The organism is Microbacterium sp., assembly GCF_031988965.1.
In the GTDB taxonomy this organism is placed as follows: domain Bacteria; phylum Actinomycetota; class Actinomycetes; order Actinomycetales; family Microbacteriaceae; genus Microbacterium.
Window position 1 is genome coordinate 2,257 of record NZ_DALZXX010000035.1, and the last position, 20,326, is coordinate 22,582.

A 20,326-nucleotide genomic window follows, 5' to 3' on the forward strand; every position below is an offset into this window, starting at 1 on the left:
GGGGAAGAAGAGGATTCCGGAGAAGTCCATGTCGGTCCTTTCAGGAGACGGATGCGGCGGCGGGTGCGGTCGCGGTCGGATGCGCGGAGACGAGCTCATCGCGCCAGGTGCGGGTGGGACGCCAACCGAGCAGGCGGGCGGCCTTGGCCGAGGAGAACGCGGGTGCGGTGCCGGTGAGTGCCGACGCCGCACGCGCGGTTCCCGGATGGAACTGCGGCAGCAGCTCGCTCAGGGGACGGCGGGCGAGCGCGTCGTCGGCGCCGACGAAGAACACCTCGCCGTTGGGGATGTCGTCGAGGGCGGCGAGCAACGTGTCGGCGAAGCTCGCGACATCGCGGGCATCGACGTAGTTGAACAGCGCCGGGGCCGACAGCGCCGGGTCGTCGAGGCGGTCGAGCACCGTGTGCCCCTGCTGAGTCAGCGCGCCCGCCCACTCTTCGGGGGCGATCACGTAGCAGGGGCGGAACGACGCGAAGCGCACGTCGTCGCCGGTCTGCCGCCGCAGCATGGCGACGGTCTGCTCGATCAGCAGCTTCGACAGGGCGTACGCGTTCCAGGGTTCGGTGGCCGACTCCTCATCGAGCGGGAGGCTGTCCGGCGTCCACCCTCGAGGAGCCCCGTAGCCGATCACGGTCGGGCTCGAGGCGGCGACGACGCGGTGGATCCCGGCGCGCACCGCACCCCCGAGCACCGACTGCGCGAGCGCCGCGTTGGTGCGGAGGATGACGTCTTCGGGCGCGCTGAACGGAACGGCGATCGCCGCGAGATGGATGAGTGCGTCGGCACCAGCGCCCGCGAGCGCCGACGCGGTCGCATCGGCATCCGTCAGATCGAGCGAGAACTGCGTGATGCCGGGCCGCTCGAGATGCTCGCTCGGTGCGCGGTCGATCGACACGAGCTCGTGTCCGGCGTCGGCGAGTCCGGTCACCAACGAGCGACCGAGCCGCCCGGATCCACCGGTGACGGCGATTCTCATCGGCCCGGCTCCAGCAGTGCGATGCCGAGCTCGTCGACCTTCACCGGGAGGCCCGTCTCGAGTGAGCGGTTGCCGGCGATGCCGACCGCGATCGAGCGGATGCCGTCGGTCCAGTCCGCCGGGCGCGCGAGCGGGTCGTCGCCAGGGCCTTCGAAGACGTCCGACAGGAGAAGAGCATCGCCGCCGCCATGACCGCCGTCACCGCCGTCGATCGGCACCTCGTACGCCTCTTCCCAGTGCCGCTGCACGAGGATGCGCTCGCCCTCGGGGCGGAGCGTGGTGGTGCCGTCGCCGCCCGAGAGGCTCGGGTCGATGTGCGGGTGGAGCCCTTCGCCGGCGAGCACGGCGCCGCGCTCGATGACCTCGAGCTCGACCCGGCCGAGCGTGCCGTTCACCGCGACGCGATAGCCCTCCCACGGGGAGTGCGCGTTGAGCGAGTACGACAGGGTCGCACCCGAGGCGTAGTCGACGACCAGCGCGAGGTTGTCCTCGATCGTGATGCCCTCGCTGAACACGTCGAGGTCGCGCACGTAGCCGTCGTGCTGCTCGGCGTCGAGGTACAGCGCGGTGAGGCGTTCGTCGGTGCGGAGGTCGAGCTCGAAGAGATCGCCGCCGTCGTGGGTGCCGCGGGCCGGTCGCTCGCCCAGGCCGCGACTCGCGGCGTTCTCGGCACCGTAGAAGCGCAGGCCACCCGAGGCGAAGACGCGGGTCGGCTGCGAGCGGATCCACCAGTTGACCAGATCGAAGTGGTGGCTCGACTTGTGCACGAGCAGCCCGCCGGAGTTCTTCTTGTCGCGATGCCAGCGGCGGAAGTAGTCGGCACCGTGGTTCGTGTCGAGCATCCACGAGAAGTCCACCGAGGTGACCTGCCCGATCGTGCCGTCCTGGATGATCTGGCGCAGCGCGCTGTTGCGGGGCGAGTACCGGTAGTTGAACGTGAGCACCACCTGGCGTCCGGTGCGCTCGACCGCGTCCTCGATGCGTGCGGCGCTCGCCGCGTCGATCGTGAGGGGCTTCTCGACCACGACGTCGGCGCCGGCCTCGAGCGAGCGGACGATGAGCTCGGCGTGCAGATCGTCGCGGGAGCAGATGATCACGCGGTCGACGTGCTCGTCGCGGATCACCTGCTCCAGCTCGTCCGGCGTCGCGAGCCGAGGAGCGGGCGCGCCCGCCTCGGCGACGCGGGCTGCGTGGAACGCCGCGCGCACCGGATTCGGCTCGACGATCGCGACGAGTTCGGCGCGCTCGCTGTGGGCTCCGGTGATGGCCTCGACATACATCTGTGCACGGACTCCGGCACCGGCGAGGGCATAACGGGTCTTCGTCATCGTGATCCTTCTTTGATCTCGAACTCCAGGAAACGTTTTCTTGACAGTATCAGCAACCGCCGGGATCTGAAAGGACCTCGCCGGGATCCGCGCGCGATCGAGGTGGACGGGAATCGCTTTCCCGGCTACGGTCGGTCGGATGACGGATGACCTTCAGCGGGTGCTCGACCGGGCTCATGACGCGGACATCGCCATTCACTCGGTGACGGTCAGCGTCGATGGAGACGAGATCGTCGACACTGCGGTGACGCCGTGGGGGAGCGACGTGCCGCATCGGATGTACTCGGTGTCGAAGTCGGTCACGGCCGTGGCGATCCTGCTGCTCGCCGAGGAAGGTCGCCTGAGCCTTCGCGATCCGATCATGGACCATTTTCCGGAGATGGGCAGGGTGCACCCGTGGCTCGCCGCCACGCTGATCGACGACATGCTCGCGATGACGGGGCCGCACAGCCGCACCACGTACGGTGCTCAGGACGATGACTGGCTGGAGTCGTACTTCCGGGTGCCTCCGACCCATCGCCCCGGCACGCTGTTCACCTACGACACCAGCGCGAGCTACGTGCTCAGCGCTCTGATCGAGCGGCTCGCAGGGATGCCGATGCTCGACTACCTGCGGCCGCGACTGCTCGATCCGCTCGGAGTCGGATTCGGCATGCGATTCCTCACCGGCCCTGAGGGGATCAGCCACGGCGGGTCGGGACTCATCGCCGCGCCGCGGGACATGCTCCGGATCGCGGATTCCGTGACCGGAACGGTCGCGGTGCTCCCGGAACCCGTGCGCGATCTGCTGCTCGAACACCGCAGCGACCCCGGAACGCAGACCTGGGGTGCGGCGCTCCGCCACGGGTACGGGCGGCAGATCTGGCTGCCCGGCGGCGGAGACTGGCTGATGTTCGGACTCGGCGGCCAGGTCGTCTACGGAGACCCGTCGCGGCGGCTGTCCGCGGTGGTCACCGCAGACACGACCGTCGTGGACAGCGGGGATCAACGGCTCGTCGACCTGCTGATGACGGCGCTCGTCGGCGATGTCGGCGGCGATGCGCAGGTGCGTCCTCCCTCACCGCCGCACGAGCCGGTGTCGGCCGCGACGCTGCACGGAGTGGGGACTCGCGTCTCCGGCGAGGGCGCTCCGCCCCGCCTCCGCGTGCTGATCGATGCGACCGGCGGCGAGATCGAGATCTCCGGGGTGGCTCTGCGATTCGACACGACGTCCCCGACTGTGGCGACCCTGCCCCTCGGCGATGCGGTCATAACGGCGGGCTGGTCGTCGCCCGGGGTGCTCGACGTGCGCGTGAGCGCGGCCGCCGACGACATCGCATCGGTGCGGGTGCGACTCGTCGCGACGGACGACGGCATCCTCACCGTCATGTCGCAGGGTTCCGGGCCCGAGATCGGCCCGGAATGGACCTGGCGCGGCAGCTACCGGATGTCGTGACGGCAGCGCCGCGCCGGGGCCGAGTCAGCCCTTGACCGAGCCGATCAGGGCGCCCTTGACGAAGTAGCGCTGCACGAAGGGGTAGACGATCAGCATCGGCAGGGTGGCGACGAAGATGACGGCCATCCGGATCGACTGCGCCGGCGGCACCACGTCGACGGCCGCGCCGTCGGCGTTCAGGCCACTGGCCACGATCACGATCTGGCGCAGCAGCACCTGCATCGGCCACAGTTCGGAGCTGTTGATGTACAGGATCGCGCTCTGGTAGGTGTTCCAGTAATAGACCGCGTAGAACAGTCCGATGGTCGCGATCGAGGCCAGCGACAGCGGCAGCACGATGCGCCAGAACACACCGAGCTCGCTGCATCCGTCGATCCGGGCCGCCTCTTCGAGGCTGTCCGGGATGCCCTGGAAGAAGCTGCGCATGATCACGAAGTTGAACGCGTTGATCGCCACCGGGATGATGAGCGACCAGAGCGAGTCGATCAGGCCCAGGTTCTTGACCACGATGAATGTCGGGATCATCCCGCCGGAGAACAGCATCGTGAACAGCACCAGGAAGTTGATCACCCGGCGGCCCTTCAGATGCTTCTTCGACAGCGCATAGGCCATGAACGCCGTGAGGATCAGGCTGATCAGCGTGCCGCCGATCGTGACGATCGCCGACACCCCCAGAGCGCGGAAGATCGTCGGCGTCGAGAGGATGTACCGATATGCGTCGAGACTGAAGGTCTCGGGCCAGAGGATGAAGGGTCGTGTCGCGAGCTCGCCCGGCGTCGCCAGAGAGCTGGCCAGCACGTTGATGAAGGGCAGCAGGCAGGCCAGTGCGAACGCCGTAAGGATCGCCGCATTGACCACCATGAACACGCGGCGTCCGGGCGTGATCGAGCGGCGCTTGCGCGCGGCCTCGCGGACGCGGATCGGAACAGTGGCGTCGTCGACGCGGGGCAGGGTGCTGGTCATGACGGACTCCGAGGGGTGGCGGTGCGCACGGCGAACAGTGCGGCGGCGATGAGGAAGAAGAAGGCGACCGGGTACAGGACGAACTGCGTGCCGAGCAGGCAGGCCAGCCCCGCGGCGAGGAAGCACAGGCCGGTCGCTCGGCGCCGTGGGCGCAGGCGGGCGAAGAAGAAGCCGATCGCCGTGCACAGGGCGACCACGATGAACGAGAACCCGAACCACGCGGCCATGGTGTGCAACACGACATGCGCATCGGCCTCGGCCAGGTCGAGCCCCGCGGCACGCACGGCGGGGACGATGGTCGATTGCAGTGTGGCCTCGTCGCTGCGAGTGATCACGAGGGCGAAGCCGCCCTGCAGTACGGCGGCCGCTGCCAGGCCGATGCCGGCGATGATGAGCTCGGCTCGGCGCCGGAACGGGGGAGCGGCGGCCTCGGTCTCGCGGATCGCTGTGGCGGTCATCGCGTCACCTCCACCGAGTCGTCGGCCACGAGCTCGGGGCCGATCACCCCGTCGAGGCGAAGGCCTGAGATGTGCAGGCCGGTCGCGAACTGCGCCTGGATCCCCGCTGCGGCCATCGCGGGCACGCCGTCGGCCATGGCCGGGACGGCAGGCTCGGCATCCGGCGCGAACGAGATGCTCACGTGGTCGAGAGTGACGTCGTCGAGTGGAGCCTCGGGGAGACCCGAGATGAACGCCGCGCAGGACTGCACGTTCGTCGCGGTGATGTGAGACAGGTGGATGCCGCGGAACCGAGGAGTGCCCTCGTCGACCGGCTGCGGCGTGCGATCCGAGACGATCGGCAGCTTGCCGTCGGGGCCGCAGAAGTAGAAGGGATTGATCACGAGCGGGCACATGACGTGGTCCATCACGATGTTCGACACCCGCACGTCGGCGACGGTGCCGCCGCGTCCGCGCCGAGATTTGATGCGGATGCCGCGGTCGGTGCCCTGGAAGACGCAGTTCGAGATCACCACTCCGCGCACACCGCCCGACATCTCGCTGCCGATCACGACGCCTCCGTGGCCGTGGATCATGGTGCAGTTCGTGATCGCGATGTTCTCGCACGGCACGCGATCGGGCGAACCCTCGCTGCCGGCCTTGATCGCGATGCAGTCGTCGCCGACGTCGATGTGGCAGTCGCTGATGCGCACGTTCCGGCACGACTCCGGGTCGATGCCGTCGGTGTTGGGCGAGTCTGGCGGATTGATGATGCGGATGCCCGTGATGCGCACGTCGTCGCAGAGCAGCGGGTGCAGGGTCCAGGCGGGGGAGTCGCGAAGCGTGACGCCCGAGATCTCGACTCCGGTGCACCCGTGCAGGCCGATCAGGGTCGGACGCGGGTGCGCGAGGTCGCCGGCACGGAACGCGTCCCACCACCAGGCGCCGCCGCCGTCGATCTGACCACGGCCGGTGATCGCGACGTCGACGGCATCCCGCGCGTAGATGCACGGGGAGTGGATGACGGTGTCGGCGCCCTCCCAGCGGGCGGCGACCGGGGGATACAGGGCGGGGTCGGCCACGAACCGGAGCACGGCCCCCGCCTCGAGATGAAGTTCCACATGGGAACGCAGGCGCAGAGCACCGGTCTCGTGCACGCCGGGGGCGACGCTGACGCGTCCACCGCCCGCGTCGGCCGCCCGATCGATGGCGTCCTGGAGTGCGCGCGTGGCACGCACGACACTGCTCTCGCTGCTCTGCACCTGCATTCCGTTCATGTCACTTGCTCTCGGAGTACGAGGCGGTGAACTCTTCGATGATCGTGTCGAGTCCCTGCCCGCCGAGCTTGTCGATCGCGGCCTCGTAGCCGTCCATGTCGATCTGCCCGACCATGTACTTGTTGTAGGCGTCGTTCGCGGCCTGCTGGATGGTCGACCAGCTCTGATCGAATGCCGTCGAGGTCAGCGGCTGCGTCGGGTCGACGACGGCGAACTCGGCGTTCTCGGCGATCTTCTCGTTGCCCTCGTCGACATACGGCGCGGAGCTCTTGAACGTCGTGACGATGTCGGAGGGCCGCGACGAGTTGTAGGGCTGCACCTCCTGCTCCCACTTGGCCTGGTCCGTGATCGAGACGACGCCCTCGCCGTCGACGGTGTAGTGCTCGCCCTCGATGCCGTTGGTCATGAGTGCGAATGCCTCTTCGTCGAGCAGCTTGTCGATGAAGGCGAGGATCGACTTGAGCTCCGCCTCGTCCTTCACCTGCGTGGTCGACAGCGCAAGCCAGCCGCCGAAGCCGCCTCCCGTGTCCGAAAGGGTGCGACGGGGCACGTCCTCGAAGGTCATGTCGTTGACGAGCGCCCATGCCATGGGCGTGTTCGGGTCCGCGTTCAGGGCGAGGTTCATGTAGTTCTTCGCTTCGAACAGACCCGTCACGACGATGCCGCCCTTGCCCTGGGCGATCGCGTCCTGTTGATTCTGCTTCTGCATCGTCACGAACTCGCCGTTCACCGCCCCCTGCTCGTACAGGCCGCGGTACCACTCCATGGCCTCCTTGAACTCGTCGGTCTGGAAGGACGGGACGACCTCGTCGTCATCCGTGACGGTCCAGTTGTTGCCGGCGCCGAAGTGACCGGCCAGCGACTTGAAGCCGAGCTTGAAGCTCTCGAGCCGATCGATGAAGCCGGTGGTGTCGTTCTGGCCGTTGCCGTCGGGATCCTGTGTCGCGAAGGCCACCGCGACCTCGCTGAGCTCCTCGATGGTGTGCGGCGTCTCGAGGCCCAGGTTGTCGAGCCAGTCCTGCCGGATCAGCACGCCGTAGCGGGCCTTCGGCTTCTGGAACGGCACGCCGTACAGGTGGCCGTCGATGCGGGCCGAGGCGATCGTCTGCTCGTCGATCTGCGACAGGTTCGGGTAGTCCTCCAGGTACTTCTCGACGTCCCAGAATTGACCGGACCGCAGCGCCTGGCGCACCGACGTGTTCGTCGTGTTCGTGATCGAGGTGATGTCGGCGAGTGTGTCCGACGCGAGTGCGGCGTTGATCTTCTCGTCCTTCGACGCATCGGGCACCCACTGGAAGTTGAGCTCCGTGCCGGTGTACTCCTCGAGCGCCGCCTGGATCGGACCGTCGGACTCCGGCGTCGTGGGCGTGTGGAGCATCGTCATCCAGGTGACGCTCTCGGCGGGCTTCACATCGCCACCGCCGTCTCCCGTCGCTTCGCCCGACGCGCCGCACGCGGTGAGCGCGAGTGCTGCGACGGTGACGGAAGCGACGGCGATTCCGAGCCTGGAGTGATTCCTCATTGTGATCTTCCTCTCGCAAGGTGCAGACGGGCCGGCGAGGTTTCGCGCGGCGTGGGGGGTGAGGTCTGTGACTCTTCGGCGGCGAGCCTGCCGAAGATGCTGCGGGTGACGCCGCCGATCGCGGCGGCGGGGATGCCGATGCCGAAGAGCACGAGGATCGGCAGGGCGAACGAGGCGAGCAGCCACACGACTGCGGCGACCGCGGCGGTGGCGACGATCGTCCAGTGCAGCGAGCCGAGGCCGATCAGCAGTGCGGCGACGATCTGGCGATGGAGGCCGCGGATGTCGGTGGCCGCCATCACCGGGAAGACGTATGCCGCGATGATGCCGATCACGACGAGTGCGACGACGTTGACGAACTGCAGCAGCCAGCTGGCGCCGGTGAAGATGTTGGTGACGACGATCGCGCTCGCGGCGAGCAGGATGCCGCCCATCGCCGTGGCCGGCCAGTAGCGCGCACGCAGGTGACCGATGAACGCGGCCGTGACCGGAGGGGTCTCGCCCCGGCGGAACCAGCCGTCGATGTACGCGGCGACGGCGTATGAGGCGGGACCGATGCCGAAGACGACGAGCCCGAGCACGGTCGCGGCGACCCAGAGCAGGTTCAGGTACGCGACCCGGTAGACCGCGCGGAGGAACAGGTTCAGGCGCATGAACGCCTCGTACGAGAACATCAGTACACGCCCTCTTCGCCCAGCTTCTTGGCCAGCTTGTTGGCGCCGATGACGAGGATGAGCCCCACGAGACCCTTGAACAGGCCGACCGCGGTCGCATAGCTCAGCTGGCCGTTCTGGATTCCGGCGGTGTACACGTAGGTGTCGAAGATCTCGCCGACCTCGCGGTTGAGTGAGTTCAGCATCAGGAACATGTGCTCGAATCCGAGCTCGAGGAAATCGCCGATCGCGAGGATGAACATCACGATGATCGTCGGGCGGATCGCCGGCAGCGTGATGTGCCAGGTCTGCAGCCAGCGACCGGCGCCGTCGAGTTCGGCGGCCTCGTACAGTTCCATGTCGACACCGGTCATCGCGGCGAGGTAGATGATCGTGCCCCAGCCGGCCGTCTTCCAGATCTCCTGGATCGTGTACAGCGGTCGGAGCCAGTCGGGGTCGGTGAGGAACGGCACCGCCTGCATGCCCCAGGACTCGAGCAGGGCGTTGATGCTGCCGCCGTCGGTGGTCAGCAGCACGTAGAACAGCGAGACGACGATGACCCACGACATGAAGTGGGGCAGGTAGATGACCGTCTGGATGCTGCGCTGGAAGAGCTTGGAGCGCAGCTCGTTCAGCATCAGCGCGAGGATGATCGGGATCGGGAACGCGAAGACCAGCAGCAGCACCGACACGGTCACCGTGTTGACGAGCAGCATCACGAACGTGCTCTCGCTGAAGAACCTGATGAAGTGGTCGAAGCCCACCCACGGGCTGCCCGCGATGCCGCGGAACGGCGAGTAGTCCTGGAAGGCGATGACCAGGCCGCCCATCGGCACGTACTTGAAGACGATGAAGTAGGCGATGCCGGGGAGGGCCATCAGATACAGTGCCCGCTGGCGCCAGATGCTCTGCCACCACGGGCGTTTCCTGTACGTGGCGAGCGTCTGCCCTGCCGTCGCGTCAACGCTCACCATCGGTGCGCCTTCCTGTTCTCGTCATCGAGCTCGGGTGGGGATTCGCAGAGAAAGCGTTTCCCCGAGGAAACGTTTCCCGAGGTTAGCACGGGTCACCGGACTCGACAACAGGCAGTCACGAGCACGCCTTTGCGGGGATCTGCGCTCTCTCGCGAGAGCGCTCGGCCCGCCGCGTGGAGTTCGGGCTCAGCGCCGGACGGGTCCTGTGCTCGCGCGCACGACGACCTTCGGCGTGAACGTCGCGGAGGCCACGGGCTTGCCACCGGTGAGCAGTGCGTGCATGGCGTCCCAGGCCAGGCGCCCGATCTCTGCGGCGGGCACGGTCGCCGTCGTGAGCGGAGGTGTCGTGTACGCGGCGAACGGGATGTCATCGAAGCCGGTGATCGAAAGATCCCCGGGCACCGTGAGGCCGCGGGTCGTCACCGCCGACAGCAGACCCATGGCGACCAGATCATTGAACGCCAGTGCGGCTGTCGCGCCGCTGTCGATGACCGCATCGGCCGCAGCGGCACCGCTGTCGAAGTCGACGCCTGCGGGGATCTCGACGAACTCGAGGTCGCCGAGCCGTTCCGCATTCGCGATCGCCCGCGCGCGTGCCTCGCCGGACGCACTCGCGACAGCTCCCGAGAGGAACGCGATCCGTCGGTGACCGAGATCATGCAGGTGGGTGATCAGCTCGGTCATCGCGGCGCCGTAGTCCGCGGCGACCGTCGGCACGTCGACCTGCGGAGGGCGGTTGATCACGACGGCCGGCGCGAGCGACGGCAACAGCGCCGACAGTTCGCTCTGGGGGAGTCGCGGCGCGCAGAGGATCACTCCGTCGGTGCGCCGACGTGTGGTCGTGGACAGCGCGACCTCATCGCCGACCTGCTCCGCGCTGTCGGAGATGAGCACGTGATAGCCGTCCGCCGCCGCTGCGCGGCTGAGACCGTGCAGGATCGCCTGGAAGGTGGGGTTGGCGAGATCGGGGATCATGACCGACACCGTCTGCGTCTGTCCGAGCACGAGACTGCGAGCCAGGGGGTTCGCCGTGTAGCCGAGCTCGGCGGCTGCGGCCTGGACGCGTTCGGCGAGCACCGGGTCGACGGTCGGGTTGCCGTTCATGGCGCGGGAGACGGTCGAGAGAGACACCCCGGCGAGCTTCGCGACGTCGGTGATGCCTGCTCGGGTGGAGCGTGCCATCCGGATCCCCTCTTTCGCCAACGGTGGCGGATGTGGTCATATGTGAGAAAACGTTTGCTAGGAGTTCTCATGGTCGGGTCGTCTAAGGATCGTATCGAGAAGCAGGAGAGAGTGGCGCGCGTACGGCGGGGCGCCGGGGCACCGATCCTGCTCACATCTCACGAGGCGGTGTCGTGGTATCTCGAAGGGGTGCGCACGCATGTGTCCCTGGCGGGGCCGCCGGTGCTGGCGGTGCGGGCGGACTCCGAGGGGGACACGCTGTTCGTCGCGGACAACGAGGCGGATCGGCTGATCGCCGAGGAGCTTCTGCCGTCGGACGCCGCTCGCATCGTGCGTGTGCCGTGGTGGATCCCGCCGGCGGTCGCGGCGGCGGAGGACGCGGGATCGGCATCCGCTGTGGGTGAGGCGGCGGTCGCCGGCGAGCTGCGAGCAGCGCGGGCACCGATGCTGTCGGCCGAGATCTCGCGTTACCGCATGCTCGGTCGCGACGTCGCGCGTGCGGTCACCGACGCCGTGGTGGGCGACGTGGGGCCGGAGCAGAGTGAATGGGAGATCGCCTCCCTCGTCGCCGCCGGACTCGTCTCACGGGGCATCGACCCGCTGGTCGTGCTCGTGACCGGCGCGGGTCGTGTCTCGTATCGGCATCCACTGCCCACCTCGGCACAGCTGGGCGAGCGAGCCATGATCGTGGTGTGCGGCCGTCGCGAAGGGTTGATCGCGAACGCCACGCGCTGGATCGGAGCCGGGGTCGACGACGAGCCGATCCTCGCCGTCGAGCGCGCATTCCTCGACGCCTCGGCGCCAGGAGCTCGACTCGACGAGGCCTTCGCCGCCGGCTGCTCCGCGTATGAGCGATTCGGGTTCGATTCCGGGGAGTGGCGGCGGCATCACCAGGGCGGCCCTGCGGGCTACGCCGGACGAGACCCGCGCGCGACCGCATCCACCCGCGACCTCCTGGTCGAGAACCAGGCGTTCGCCTGGAATCCCTCCGCCCCCGGCGTCAAGGTCGAAGACACGATGCTGCGAGGCGCGGAGGGCTGGGAGGCGCTCACGGTCGACGATCGCTGGCCCTCGGTCTCGTACGCGGGCATGCTGCGCCCGATCGCCCGGCCTTACTGAGGCGATCGCGCATCGCGCGTCGCAGCGCCCGACTCGGGGCGGCTCAGCGCGCGAAGGCGGCACCGACCTCGCTGAACAGGGCTCCGGAGCGCGCAGCCCGCTCCACGACGTCCTCGATGCCGTCGATCGTGGCGAGCGGAGACGGGCGGTCCGTGATGACCGTGATGGCGGACGCGGGAACCGGGATGGGGTCCGGAGCCGTGCGCACGGCCTCGAGTACCGCCATGAAGGCGCCGGCCTCGACCAGCGGCGAGGACAGCGCGACGCCGGACTCGCGGTGGTCGAGAAGCTGTTCGACGAGATCGGTTCGACCGGTGTGCGCGACGCGACCGTCGGGGTACCGCAGGTCGTCGGAGGTGTATCCGAAGAGCACCTCGGCATCGGCCGTTCGCACCTCGATCATCGGGGCTGTCTGCTCGGGGCTCGCGAGAGTGAGCGCTGCGGTGACGAGGAGTCCGTCTCGGAGGGTCACGCGCACGCTCGACGTGTCGTCGGCCTCGATGTCGTTCGCGCGGTAGAGCTCGAGCTCCACGCGCTGCACATCTTCGCGGCGACGGGCACCCGCGACCCGCAGCGCGGTGGCCACGGCGTGGGCGAGCGGGTTGGTGATGACGCCGTCGACGATGGGGGTCCCGTCGAGCATCCGCCTGCCCGCCCATGCCGACCTCGTCCAATAGGCGGCGTCTCGCGACCAGGTCGCCCAGGTGGCGACCGAGGTCGGTGTGCCGAGCGCGGCGATCTCGTCGAGGGCGTGCGACCCGAAACTCTGGAAGCCGATCTGCACACTGCGCCCTGCGTCCTGCTGCGCATCGAGGAGCTCGAGGAACTGTGCCATCGTGGCGACGGGGGGCTTCTCGAGATAGACGTCTGCGCCGGCCTGGAGTGCGGCGAGTGCGAGGGCGTGATGGGTGCCGGTGGGGGTCGCGATGATCACGACATCGGGGCGCATGCCCGCCGACAGTGCGGTGCTCAGGCTGGGGTACGCCGGGACGTCCGATCCGTACCCCTCCTCAGGCGGCCCCGAGGGGTCGGCGACGGCGATGAGCCGTGCGCGGTCGGACAGTCGCTCGAGGGTGCGCAGGTGTGAGGCGCCGTATCCCCGAGCGCCTACGAGCAGAACGTCATGCATCATCGCGATTCGCCTTCCGGTTCCGCCCATCGTAGCGGAAAGCGCTTACCATTCGAAAGCGGTGATGCGCTCAGTCGCGCGGTCAGCCCCCGGTCGAGCGCCGCACGATGAGCTCGGGCGGGAACACGGTCTGCCGCGGGATGCTTTCGGGGTCGGCCGCCTCTTCGAGCACGATGCGCAGCGCGGTGCGGCCGATCATGCGGCTGGGCTGGCGGATCGACGACAGTGGCACGGCGGCGGCCGCCGCGAACGGGTTGTCGTCGAACCCGATCAGCGCGATCTCGTCGGGAACGAGCACGCGACCGCCCGAGACGAGAGACTGGAGCAGCCCGAGGGCCAGCAGGTCGTTGGCGGCGAAGAGTGCATCCGGCCACTCGCGGCGCGGGCGTGTGAGCAGTCGTGTCCCCGCGGCGACACCCTCTTCGACGGTCATGGCCGAGGTCGGGACGACCTCGAGATCGACGTGCACGGCTGCGTTCTCGGCGGCGGCACGCGCGCCGGCGAGGCGGTCGGTGACCTGACGGATGTCGAACGGACCGCCGACGAACGCGATGCGACGGCGCCCGCCCTCGATCAGGTGCTCGACCGCCAGTCGTCCTCCGGCGACGCTGTCGACGGAGACGGAGGAGAAGCCGCTGTCGGCGCTGAATCGGTCGACGAGCACGGTGGCGATGCCGCTCGCGCGGAACCGACGCAGCTGCGTCATCACGTCGCCGTAGGGGGCGATGAGCAGGCCGCGCACCTGCTGCTCGCGGAACAGGTCGAGATAGACCTTCTCGCGGGAGGGGTCCTCATCGGTGTTGCCGTAGAGGATCGCGATGCCGTGGCTCGACGCCTCGTCCTCAGCACCGCGCACCACGTCGTTGTAGAAGGGATTCTGGCCGTCGAGCACGACGAATCCCACGGTCGTGCTGACCCCGGCGCGAAGCTTGCGGGCCGCGTCGTTGCGCACGTAGCCGAGCTCGTCGATCGCCTTCGTCACGCGTTCGACCGAGTCGCTGGAGACCTCGTCGGGTCGGTTCAGGACGTTGGAGACGGTGCCCACCGAGACGCCCGCGAGGACGGCGACATCGCGGATGCTGACCGGCATTCGGCTGTCCTCTCGTCGTCGGGCGGATCACGCTTCGGCATCAGGGCTTGACCTGAGACCGGCATCACATACACTAGCCTGAAACGAGCTTGAATCGATTCAGGTACAGTTCATTCCGATCATCATCCCCCTCAACGGAGAGGAAAGCCAGTGGTAGACGCAGCCTCCGCCCGCAGCGCTCCCCCCACCGCTCTCGAGCTTCATCGGGTCGTCAAGTCCTTCGGACCCGTCGTCGCCCTCCGCTCGGGCAGCCTCACGCTTCGCTCGGGGTCGATCCACGCCCTCATCGGCGAGAACGGCGCGGGCAAGTCGACGCTCGTGAAGATCATGGCCGGGCTCTACCGTCGTGACTCCGGCGACTTCCGCCTGCACGGCGAGGATGTCGACTTCACCAGCACCGCCCAGTCGAAGGGCGCGGGCATCGCGGTCATCTACCAGGAGCCCACGCTGTTCCCCGACCTGTCGGTGACCGAGAACATCTTCATGGGCCGTCAGCCCACCGGATTCCTCGGACGCATCGACCGCAAGGCCATGCGCACCGAGGTCGACCGGATCTTCCGCCGCCTGGGCGTCGCACTCGACCCCGACCGCATCACCGAGGGTCTGTCGATCGCCGACCAGCAGATCATCGAGATCGCGAAGGCGATCTCCCTCGATGCGAGCGTGCTGATCATGGACGAGCCGACCGCCGCACTCAGCGGTGTCGAGGTCGACCGCCTGTTCGCCGTCGCGCGGAGCCTCCGCGACGAGGGTCGCGCGATCCTCTTCATCTCGCACCGCTTCGATGAGGTCTTCGATCTGTGCGACACGGTCACCGTCATGCGCGACGGCGCCTACATCGACACCACGCCCATCGCCGAGACCACGGTCGACGATCTGGTGCGTCAGATGGTGGGCCGCGACGTCACCGAGCTCTTCCCGAAGCAGGAGGCCTCGATCGGCGAGCCGCTGCTCGAGGTCACCGGGCTCACCCGCCCCGGCGTCTTCCACGACATCTCCTTCACGGTGCGCGCGGGCGAGATCGTCGCCCTGGCCGGGCTCGTCGGAGCAGGGCGATCCGAAGTCGCCCGCGCGGTCTTCGGTGTCGACCCGTACAACGAGGGGGAGGTGCGGATGCTGGGAGCAGCCGTCGCCCGCCGCAACCCCACCGCCGCCATGCGCAGCGGACTCGCGCTCGTGCCCGAGGATCGCCGCAAGCAGGGACTCGTGATCGACGCGGGCGTGGGTGGCAACATCACGCTGGCGATCCGCCGGCGCCTGTCGAAGTGGGGACTCATCACCAGCGGCATCGAGAACCGTGCCGCGAAGGAGTGGGCATCCCGCCTCGAGGTCAAGACCCACGCGCTCGACACCGTGGCATCCACCCTCTCCGGAGGCAACCAGCAGAAGGTCGTGCTGGCCAAGTGGCTGGCCACCGACCCGCGCGTGCTGATCATCGACGAGCCGACCCGAGGCATCGACGTCGGCACCAAGTCCGAGGTGCACCGCCTCCTCTCGCAGCTCGCCGGCGAGGGCATGGGGATCCTGATGATCTCGTCCGAGCTGCCCGAGGTCCTCGGAATGGCGGACCGCGTGCTCGTGATGCGGGAAGGCCGCATCACCGCCGAGATCTCCCGGGCCGAGGCCACCAGCGAGAACGTGATGTTCGCCGCCACCCATTCATCGGAGCTGCACGCATGAGCGCCACCACCATCGCCCCCGCGCCCGCCGCGGCCAAGAAGTCCTTCGGCGGAGTCGGCCGGGCGCGGGAGTTCGGCATCCTCGCCGCCCTCGTGCTCGTCGTGATCGCCGCGACCGTGAAGAACCCGAACTTCCTGTTCAGCGCCGACGGCTGGCGCGACCTGCTGCTGACGCCGTCGATCCTCATGCTGGTCGCGGTCGGTCAGGCCATCGTCATCATCACGCGCAACGTCGACCTCTCCGTCGGGTCCGTGATGGGGCTGACCGCCTATCTGACCGGTCGGCTGTTCGTCGACGTCCCCGGCATCCCGATCGTCGTCGTCGTGATCGCGGCCGTGCTGCTCGGTGCGTTCCTGGGGCTCGTCAACGGTGCGCTGGTGGCGTTCGCGAAGGTGCCGGCGATGGTGATCACCCTCGGCACCCTGTATGCCTACCGCGGCATCAACGTGCTGTGGACCGGCAGCGATCGCATCAACGCCTCCGACATGCCCAAGGACTTCCTCGGGCTCGGCACGCAGCAGATCCTGTTCATCCCCGTGCTGTCGATCATCGCGGTGATCGTGCTCGCGCTCGCGGCCTGGTACCTGCGCAACACCCGCGGCGGCCGCGAGTACTACGCGATCGGATCCGACCCCTCGGCGGCAGAGCTGTACGGCCTCAAGGTCACCCGCCGCGTGCTCTCGGCGTTCATCCTCTCCGGTGCGCTCGCCGGTCTCGCCGGCGTCTTCTACGCCGCTCGCTACGGATCCATCAGCTCACAGGCCGGCAGCGGCTGGGAGCTGGATGCGGTCGGAGCAGCCGTCATCGGCGGCATCGCGATCACCGGCGGCGTCGGCACGGTCTGGGGTGCCGCGATCGGCGCGATGCTCCTGATGACCATCAACCGCGCACTGCCCATTCTCGGCATCCCGGACTTCTGGCAGCGTGCCGTCGTCGGCGTGCTCATCATCGGGGCCATCGTGCTCGACCGGGTGCTCGCGGTCAGACAGAGACGCCAGCTCATCGAGGCGAGGGACGAATCATGACCACGACAACGACGACCGCGTCGACGCGCATCATCCGCGACTACGACCGTCCGCTCTGGCGACGCATCTTCATCAACCGCGAGTTCGCGATCATCGCTCTGCTGGTGCTCGTGACGATCGTCGCCGCCGTCACCATCCGCGGGTTCGCGCAGCCCATCACAGCGAACTACCTGCTGCTCGACGTCGCGCCGATCCTCCTGATCGCCCTGCCCATGACCCTCGTCATGATCACTGGGGAGATCGACCTCTCGGTCGGCTCCATGGTCGGTCTCGCCAGTGTGGTCACGGGTGTGCTCACCGAATCCGGTGCGCCGTTCGAGGTCGCGGCCCTCGTCGCGCTGCTCGTCGGTGTGGTCGGGGGAGCGTTCAACGGATTCCTGGTGACGATCGTCGGTCTGCCGTCGCTGGCCGTCACCATCGGTACCCTCGCGCTCTTCCGCGGTCTTGCCGTGGGTCTGCTCGGCACCACCGCCGTCACCGATTTCCCAGAGACGTGGACGGCCCTCGCGAAGGCGAAGATCGCCGGCACGACGATCCCGTACATCGTGATCCCGTTCCTGATCCTGCTCGTGCTGTTCGTCGTGCTGCTGCACTTCACGCCGTTCGGTCGGGGCGTTTTCGCGATCGGACTCTCGAAGGACGCCGCACGGTTCTCGGGCGTGAACGTCGAGCGCACGAAGTTCATCCTGTTCGTGCTCTCGGGTGTCGTCGCCGCCTTCGCCGGCATCTTCTACACGCTGCGCTTCGGCAGTGCCCGAGGTGACAACGCCACCGGGCTCGAGCTGCAGGTCATCGCAGCGGTCGTGCTCGGAGGAGTCTCGGTCTTCGGAGGCCGAGGGCACCTGCACGGCGTCGTCGCCGCGGTGCTGCTCATCGGAGTGCTCGGCAGCAGCCTGCGCCTCGCCGGCGTCACCTCCGACGTCATCAACATCATCACGGGCGGTCTGCTGATCTTCTCGGTCGTCGCAGCCAGCATCCTCGCCTGGGCGCAGCGCGTCCGCGCCAAGGCGGGTCCGCCCCTCCGCGTCGCACCCTCTCCCGCACCATGAAGCAGTCTCTCGCCGACGGCGCCCGCCAGCGGTGATCATCACGAAAGGAAGAACAATGATGTTTGCACGCAAGAAGATCGCGGGGTTCGCGGCCGTGGCCGTGGCCGCCGCGCTCGTACTGACCGGCTGCGCCGACACGAGCGGCGGCTCGGGTGGCTCCGGCTCCGGCGGTGAGGGCGGATCCGACAACCTCGCGATCACGTTCCTGCCCAAGAACCTCGGCAACCCGTACTTCGACACCTCGAGCGAGGGCGGCAAGACCGCCGTCGACGAGTTCGGCGGCACGTTCGCCGAGGTCGGCCCGGCCGAGGCCACGCCTGACGCTCAGGTCAGCTACATCAACACCGCGACGCAGCAGGCGGTCGGTGCGCTGGTCGTCTCGGCCAACGACCCGAAGGCGATCTGCGACGCGCTGAACGAGGCCCGCGACGCCGGCGTCAAGGTCGTCACCTTCGACTCCGACACCAACCCCGAGTGCCGCGACCTGTTCATCAACCAGGCCGACTCCGAGGGAATCGCCAAGGTGCAGGTCGACCTGATCGCCGACCAGATCGGTGGAGCCGGCGAGGTCGCGATCCTGTCGGCGTCCGCCAACGCGACCAACCAGAACGCCTGGATCGACCTGATGAAGGAATACGTCGCCAGCGACTACCCCGACATCACCATCGTCGAGACCGTCTACGGTGACGACGACGACCAGACCTCGTTCGACAAGACCGCCGCTCTGCTGCAGAGCCACCCGAACCTGAAGGGCATCATCTCGCCCACGACGGTCGGCATCGCCGCTGCGGCACGCTACGTGTCGACCTCGGACTACAAGGGCAAGGTCGCGATCACCGGTCTCGGCACGCCGAACCAGATGCGCGAGTACGTCGAAGACGGCACCGTCACCGCATTCGCGCTGTGGAACCCGGCCGACCTCGGCTACCTGGCGGCATTCGCGTCGAAGGCGCTGATCGAAGGCGACATCACCGGCGAAGAGGGCGACACCTTCGACGCGGGCGACCTGGGTGAGTACACGGTCGGCGCCGACGGCGTCGTGCTGCTCGGAGACCCGTTCGAGTTCAACGCGGACAACATCGGCGACTTCGACTTCTGAGTCGATCGCCTCACGAGGGGCGTCGGGGCTTCGGCTCCGGCGCCCCTCGTGCGTACATCGTCCGGTCTCGGGCCGGCCGCGCGGCTCAGGCCCGTGAGACGCGCACGGCCATGAACGGACGGCCGGGAAGCTCGACGCGCACGGATCCGGCGCCGTGCACCCCGGGCAGGCGGTCGACGGTCATGTTCCAGGTGTCGATGACGTCGATCGTCCACGCGCCGTCGTCGAGCAGGACGTTGCGGAACCGCGGGCGGTTGAAGCCGAAGTAGCCGACGCGCAGCTCGCCCGCCACCCCGCCCCATGGCACGTCCCAGTCGCCGGGCAGCGGATCCCAGACGCCGTCGGGGGCCTCGGCGAGAAGCTCCTCGAGGAAGCGGATGCGGTCGGGCGACGAGCCGTGCAGCACTCCGCCCTTCGACCACCAGAGGATCTCGTCGTCGAGCCCGAGCGCCGACGGCAGATACGTCTCGCCGTGGCCGACGTACCCGCCGCGCACGGCGCCCTCCCAGAACCGACGGACCATCTCCTCCCCGGTGATGTTCCCCCAGCCCTGATCGATGTCGCCCTCGTAGGCGCACTCGTCGATCACGACGGGCTTCCCCCAGCGCTCCCGCCACTCGTCGGTGTTCTCCGCCGTGCGGTACACATCGACGCGCTGGATGCTCACGTGCGTGATCCACGGCGCCGAGTAGTCGTAAAAGGGGCGGCAGTTGTGGATGGAGTTGAGGTGGCCGAACGCATCCTCCTCGCCCACCACGGCCGCAAGGCGCTCCCAGTCGGCGGTGTCCTTGGCCCAGAGCAGGTCGTACTCGTTGGCCATCGACCACCACACGTTCGCGAAGCCCGACAGGCGGCGCACCGCGTACCGCAGGTAGCGCTCGTCGACCGCGGGCCCGAGATCGGCGAAGCCCCAGCGGTCGTAGGCGTGGAAGAGGATGAGATCGGCTTCGATGCCCAGAGCGGCGAGACGCAGGATCCGATCCTCGAGACGCCGGAAGTGCGCGGGGTCGAAGCGCTCGAGGTCGAAGCCCTCGGCGAGCGAACCGGGGAAGGGGAAGTCCGCCGGCTCGTTCGCGTTGTAGAGGTACGACTTCGGGAAGACGCACATCCGCATCTTCGTGAAGGGCGCCTCGGCGAGGGTCGCCAGAGTCTGCTCCTGCAGTTCGTCGGGCTGATGGGTCCATGCGTACGCGGTGGTGCCGAGAGGGCGGTGCCGCGTGCCGTCCGCGTGCCGGAAGTGGAAGCCGTCGACCCGCACGGGGCCGTGTGCACCGTCGGCGGCGGGGACCACCGTGATCGTGCCGCGCAGGCCGTCGAGCGACCGCGCGGTCGACCGCGTCTCGAACGACCAGTCGCCCGTGGCGTCGGCGAGGGCCCGGATGACGTAT

Annotated in this window: 18 protein-coding genes; 6 read left to right on the forward strand and 12 right to left on the reverse strand. The window is 68.4% G+C overall.

Translation table 11 applies throughout. The features are described 5' to 3' along the window. Window positions 1–40: 40 nt before the first annotated feature. Both RTM68_RS08645 and RTM68_RS08650 read right to left on the reverse strand, forming a co-directional pair. Entirely contained in the window at window positions 41–976 is a 936-nt protein-coding gene (locus RTM68_RS08645) for an NAD(P)-dependent oxidoreductase (protein ID WP_312170075.1), read from the reverse strand. Next, the gene (locus tag RTM68_RS08650) at window positions 973–2,304 is read right to left on the reverse strand and encodes a Gfo/Idh/MocA family oxidoreductase (RefSeq protein WP_312170076.1); all 1,332 of its coding nucleotides are present in this window, start codon (window positions 2,302–2,304) and stop codon (window positions 973–975) included. Before RTM68_RS08650 ends, RTM68_RS08645 begins: the two co-directional genes overlap by 4 nt. Before the next feature lie 139 nt (window positions 2,305–2,443). On the opposite strand from RTM68_RS08650, the gene RTM68_RS08655 reads away from it, so the two are divergent. Then, window positions 2,444–3,739 (forward strand): serine hydrolase domain-containing protein, encoded by a 1,296-nt coding sequence (locus tag RTM68_RS08655; protein WP_312170078.1) that lies wholly within the window; start codon window positions 2,444–2,446, stop codon window positions 3,737–3,739. A 24-nt stretch (window positions 3,740–3,763) separates the two neighbouring features. Here the strand turns inward: RTM68_RS08655 and RTM68_RS08660 are convergent, their stop codons facing one another. The 7 genes from RTM68_RS08660 to RTM68_RS08690 form a co-directional block, all read right to left on the reverse strand. Continuing rightward, window positions 3,764–4,702: a carbohydrate ABC transporter permease gene (locus RTM68_RS08660; protein WP_312170080.1), complete on the reverse strand. Its 939-nt coding sequence runs from the start codon at window positions 4,700–4,702 to the stop codon at window positions 3,764–3,766. Continuing rightward, window positions 4,699–5,160 carry a hypothetical protein gene (locus tag RTM68_RS08665; RefSeq protein WP_312170082.1) on the reverse strand — a complete coding sequence of 154 codons (462 nt, stop codon included), beginning with the start codon at window positions 5,158–5,160 and terminating at the stop codon, window positions 4,699–4,701. The genes RTM68_RS08660 and RTM68_RS08665 overlap by 4 nt, the downstream gene beginning before the upstream one ends. Further along, on the reverse strand, window positions 5,157–6,416 hold the full coding sequence (locus RTM68_RS08670; RefSeq protein WP_312170084.1) for a glycoside hydrolase family 28 protein: 1,260 nt from the start codon (window positions 6,414–6,416) through the stop codon (window positions 5,157–5,159). Before RTM68_RS08670 ends, RTM68_RS08665 begins: the two co-directional genes overlap by 4 nt. Window position 6,417: 1 nt before the next feature. Then, window positions 6,418–7,938 (reverse strand): extracellular solute-binding protein, encoded by a 1,521-nt coding sequence (locus RTM68_RS08675; RefSeq protein ID WP_312170086.1) that lies wholly within the window; start codon window positions 7,936–7,938, stop codon window positions 6,418–6,420. Next, window positions 7,935–8,591: a DUF624 domain-containing protein gene (locus RTM68_RS08680; RefSeq protein ID WP_312170087.1), complete on the reverse strand. Its 657-nt coding sequence runs from the start codon at window positions 8,589–8,591 to the stop codon at window positions 7,935–7,937. The genes RTM68_RS08675 and RTM68_RS08680 overlap by 4 nt, the downstream gene beginning before the upstream one ends. A 20-nt stretch (window positions 8,592–8,611) precedes the next feature. Then, entirely contained in the window at window positions 8,612–9,565 is a 954-nt protein-coding gene (locus RTM68_RS08685) for a sugar ABC transporter permease (RefSeq protein WP_312170088.1), read from the reverse strand. Window positions 9,566–9,751: 186 nt separating this feature from the next. After that, window positions 9,752–10,747, reverse strand: coding sequence for a LacI family DNA-binding transcriptional regulator (locus RTM68_RS08690; protein WP_312170090.1), 996 nt, complete (start codon window positions 10,745–10,747; stop codon window positions 9,752–9,754). Between the two features lie 69 nt (window positions 10,748–10,816). Here RTM68_RS08690 and RTM68_RS08695 point away from each other — a divergent pair, with 69 nt between their 5' ends. After that, window positions 10,817–11,866, forward strand: coding sequence for a peptidase M24 (locus RTM68_RS08695; RefSeq protein ID WP_312170091.1), 1,050 nt, complete (start codon window positions 10,817–10,819; stop codon window positions 11,864–11,866). Window positions 11,867–11,909: 43 nt separating this feature from the next. On the opposite strand, the gene RTM68_RS08700 is transcribed toward RTM68_RS08695, so the two are convergent. After that, complete coding sequence (locus RTM68_RS08700; RefSeq protein WP_312170093.1) at window positions 11,910–12,998, reverse strand: Gfo/Idh/MocA family oxidoreductase; 1,089 nt, start codon at window positions 12,996–12,998, stop codon at window positions 11,910–11,912. Window positions 12,999–13,077: 79 nt separating this feature from the next. Next, entirely contained in the window at window positions 13,078–14,085 is a 1,008-nt protein-coding gene (locus RTM68_RS08705; protein ID WP_312170095.1) for a LacI family DNA-binding transcriptional regulator, read from the reverse strand. Between the two features lie 150 nt (window positions 14,086–14,235). Here RTM68_RS08705 and RTM68_RS08710 point away from each other — a divergent pair, with 150 nt between their 5' ends. The 4 genes from RTM68_RS08710 to rhaS are packed head-to-tail and all read left to right on the forward strand — an operon-like array spanning window position 14,236 to window position 18,938. Further along, window positions 14,236–15,765: a sugar ABC transporter ATP-binding protein gene (locus RTM68_RS08710; protein ID WP_312170097.1), complete on the forward strand. Its 1,530-nt coding sequence runs from the start codon at window positions 14,236–14,238 to the stop codon at window positions 15,763–15,765. Then, complete coding sequence (locus RTM68_RS08715; protein ID WP_194762741.1) at window positions 15,762–16,790, forward strand: ABC transporter permease; 1,029 nt, start codon at window positions 15,762–15,764, stop codon at window positions 16,788–16,790. The genes RTM68_RS08710 and RTM68_RS08715 overlap by 4 nt, the downstream gene beginning before the upstream one ends. Then, a complete protein-coding gene (locus tag RTM68_RS08720; RefSeq protein WP_312170099.1) occupies window positions 16,787–17,839 on the forward strand; it encodes an ABC transporter permease in 1,053 nt (350 codons plus the stop codon). The genes RTM68_RS08715 and RTM68_RS08720 overlap by 4 nt, the downstream gene beginning before the upstream one ends. 55 nt (window positions 17,840–17,894) lie before the next feature. Next, entirely contained in the window at window positions 17,895–18,938 is a 1,044-nt protein-coding gene (gene rhaS / locus RTM68_RS08725) for a rhamnose ABC transporter substrate-binding protein (protein WP_312170101.1), read from the forward strand. An 85-nt stretch (window positions 18,939–19,023) separates the two neighbouring features. Here the strand turns inward: rhaS and RTM68_RS08730 are convergent. After that, window positions 19,024–20,326 (reverse strand): DUF5605 domain-containing protein (locus tag RTM68_RS08730; RefSeq protein WP_312170103.1); only part of this gene is annotated, 1,303 nt, incomplete at its 5' end.

Bases quoted from the DNA above. Each gene is read 5' to 3' on its own strand.
- RTM68_RS08695 (WP_312170091.1), top strand. From the start codon at position 10,817: ATGGTCGGGTCGTCTAAGGATCGTATCGAGAAGCAGGAGAGAGTGGCG.
- rhaS (WP_312170101.1), top strand. From the start codon at position 17,895: ATGATGTTTGCACGCAAGAAGATCGCGGGGTTCGCGGCCGTGGCCGTG.
- RTM68_RS08665 (WP_312170082.1), bottom strand. From the start codon at position 5,160: ATGACCGCCACAGCGATCCGCGAGACCGAGGCCGCCGCTCCCCCGTTC.
- RTM68_RS08685 (WP_312170088.1), bottom strand. From the start codon at position 9,565: ATGGTGAGCGTTGACGCGACGGCAGGGCAGACGCTCGCCACGTACAGG.
- RTM68_RS08660 (WP_312170080.1), bottom strand. From the start codon at position 4,702: ATGACCAGCACCCTGCCCCGCGTCGACGACGCCACTGTTCCGATCCGC.
- RTM68_RS08655 (WP_312170078.1), top strand. From the start codon at position 2,444: ATGACGGATGACCTTCAGCGGGTGCTCGACCGGGCTCATGACGCGGAC.
- RTM68_RS08705 (WP_312170095.1), bottom strand. From the start codon at position 14,085: ATGCCGGTCAGCATCCGCGATGTCGCCGTCCTCGCGGGCGTCTCGGTG.
- RTM68_RS08700 (WP_312170093.1), bottom strand. From the start codon at position 12,998: ATGATGCATGACGTTCTGCTCGTAGGCGCTCGGGGATACGGCGCCTCA.
- RTM68_RS08650 (WP_312170076.1), bottom strand. From the start codon at position 2,304: ATGACGAAGACCCGTTATGCCCTCGCCGGTGCCGGAGTCCGTGCACAG.
- RTM68_RS08715 (WP_194762741.1), top strand. From the start codon at position 15,762: ATGAGCGCCACCACCATCGCCCCCGCGCCCGCCGCGGCCAAGAAGTCC.
- RTM68_RS08645 (WP_312170075.1), bottom strand. From the start codon at position 976: ATGAGAATCGCCGTCACCGGTGGATCCGGGCGGCTCGGTCGCTCGTTG.
- RTM68_RS08680 (WP_312170087.1), bottom strand. From the start codon at position 8,591: ATGCGCCTGAACCTGTTCCTCCGCGCGGTCTACCGGGTCGCGTACCTG.
- RTM68_RS08690 (WP_312170090.1), bottom strand. From the start codon at position 10,747: ATGGCACGCTCCACCCGAGCAGGCATCACCGACGTCGCGAAGCTCGCC.
- RTM68_RS08675 (WP_312170086.1), bottom strand. From the start codon at position 7,938: ATGAGGAATCACTCCAGGCTCGGAATCGCCGTCGCTTCCGTCACCGTC.
- RTM68_RS08720 (WP_312170099.1), top strand. From the start codon at position 16,787: ATGACCACGACAACGACGACCGCGTCGACGCGCATCATCCGCGACTAC.
- RTM68_RS08670 (WP_312170084.1), bottom strand. From the start codon at position 6,416: ATGAACGGAATGCAGGTGCAGAGCAGCGAGAGCAGTGTCGTGCGTGCC.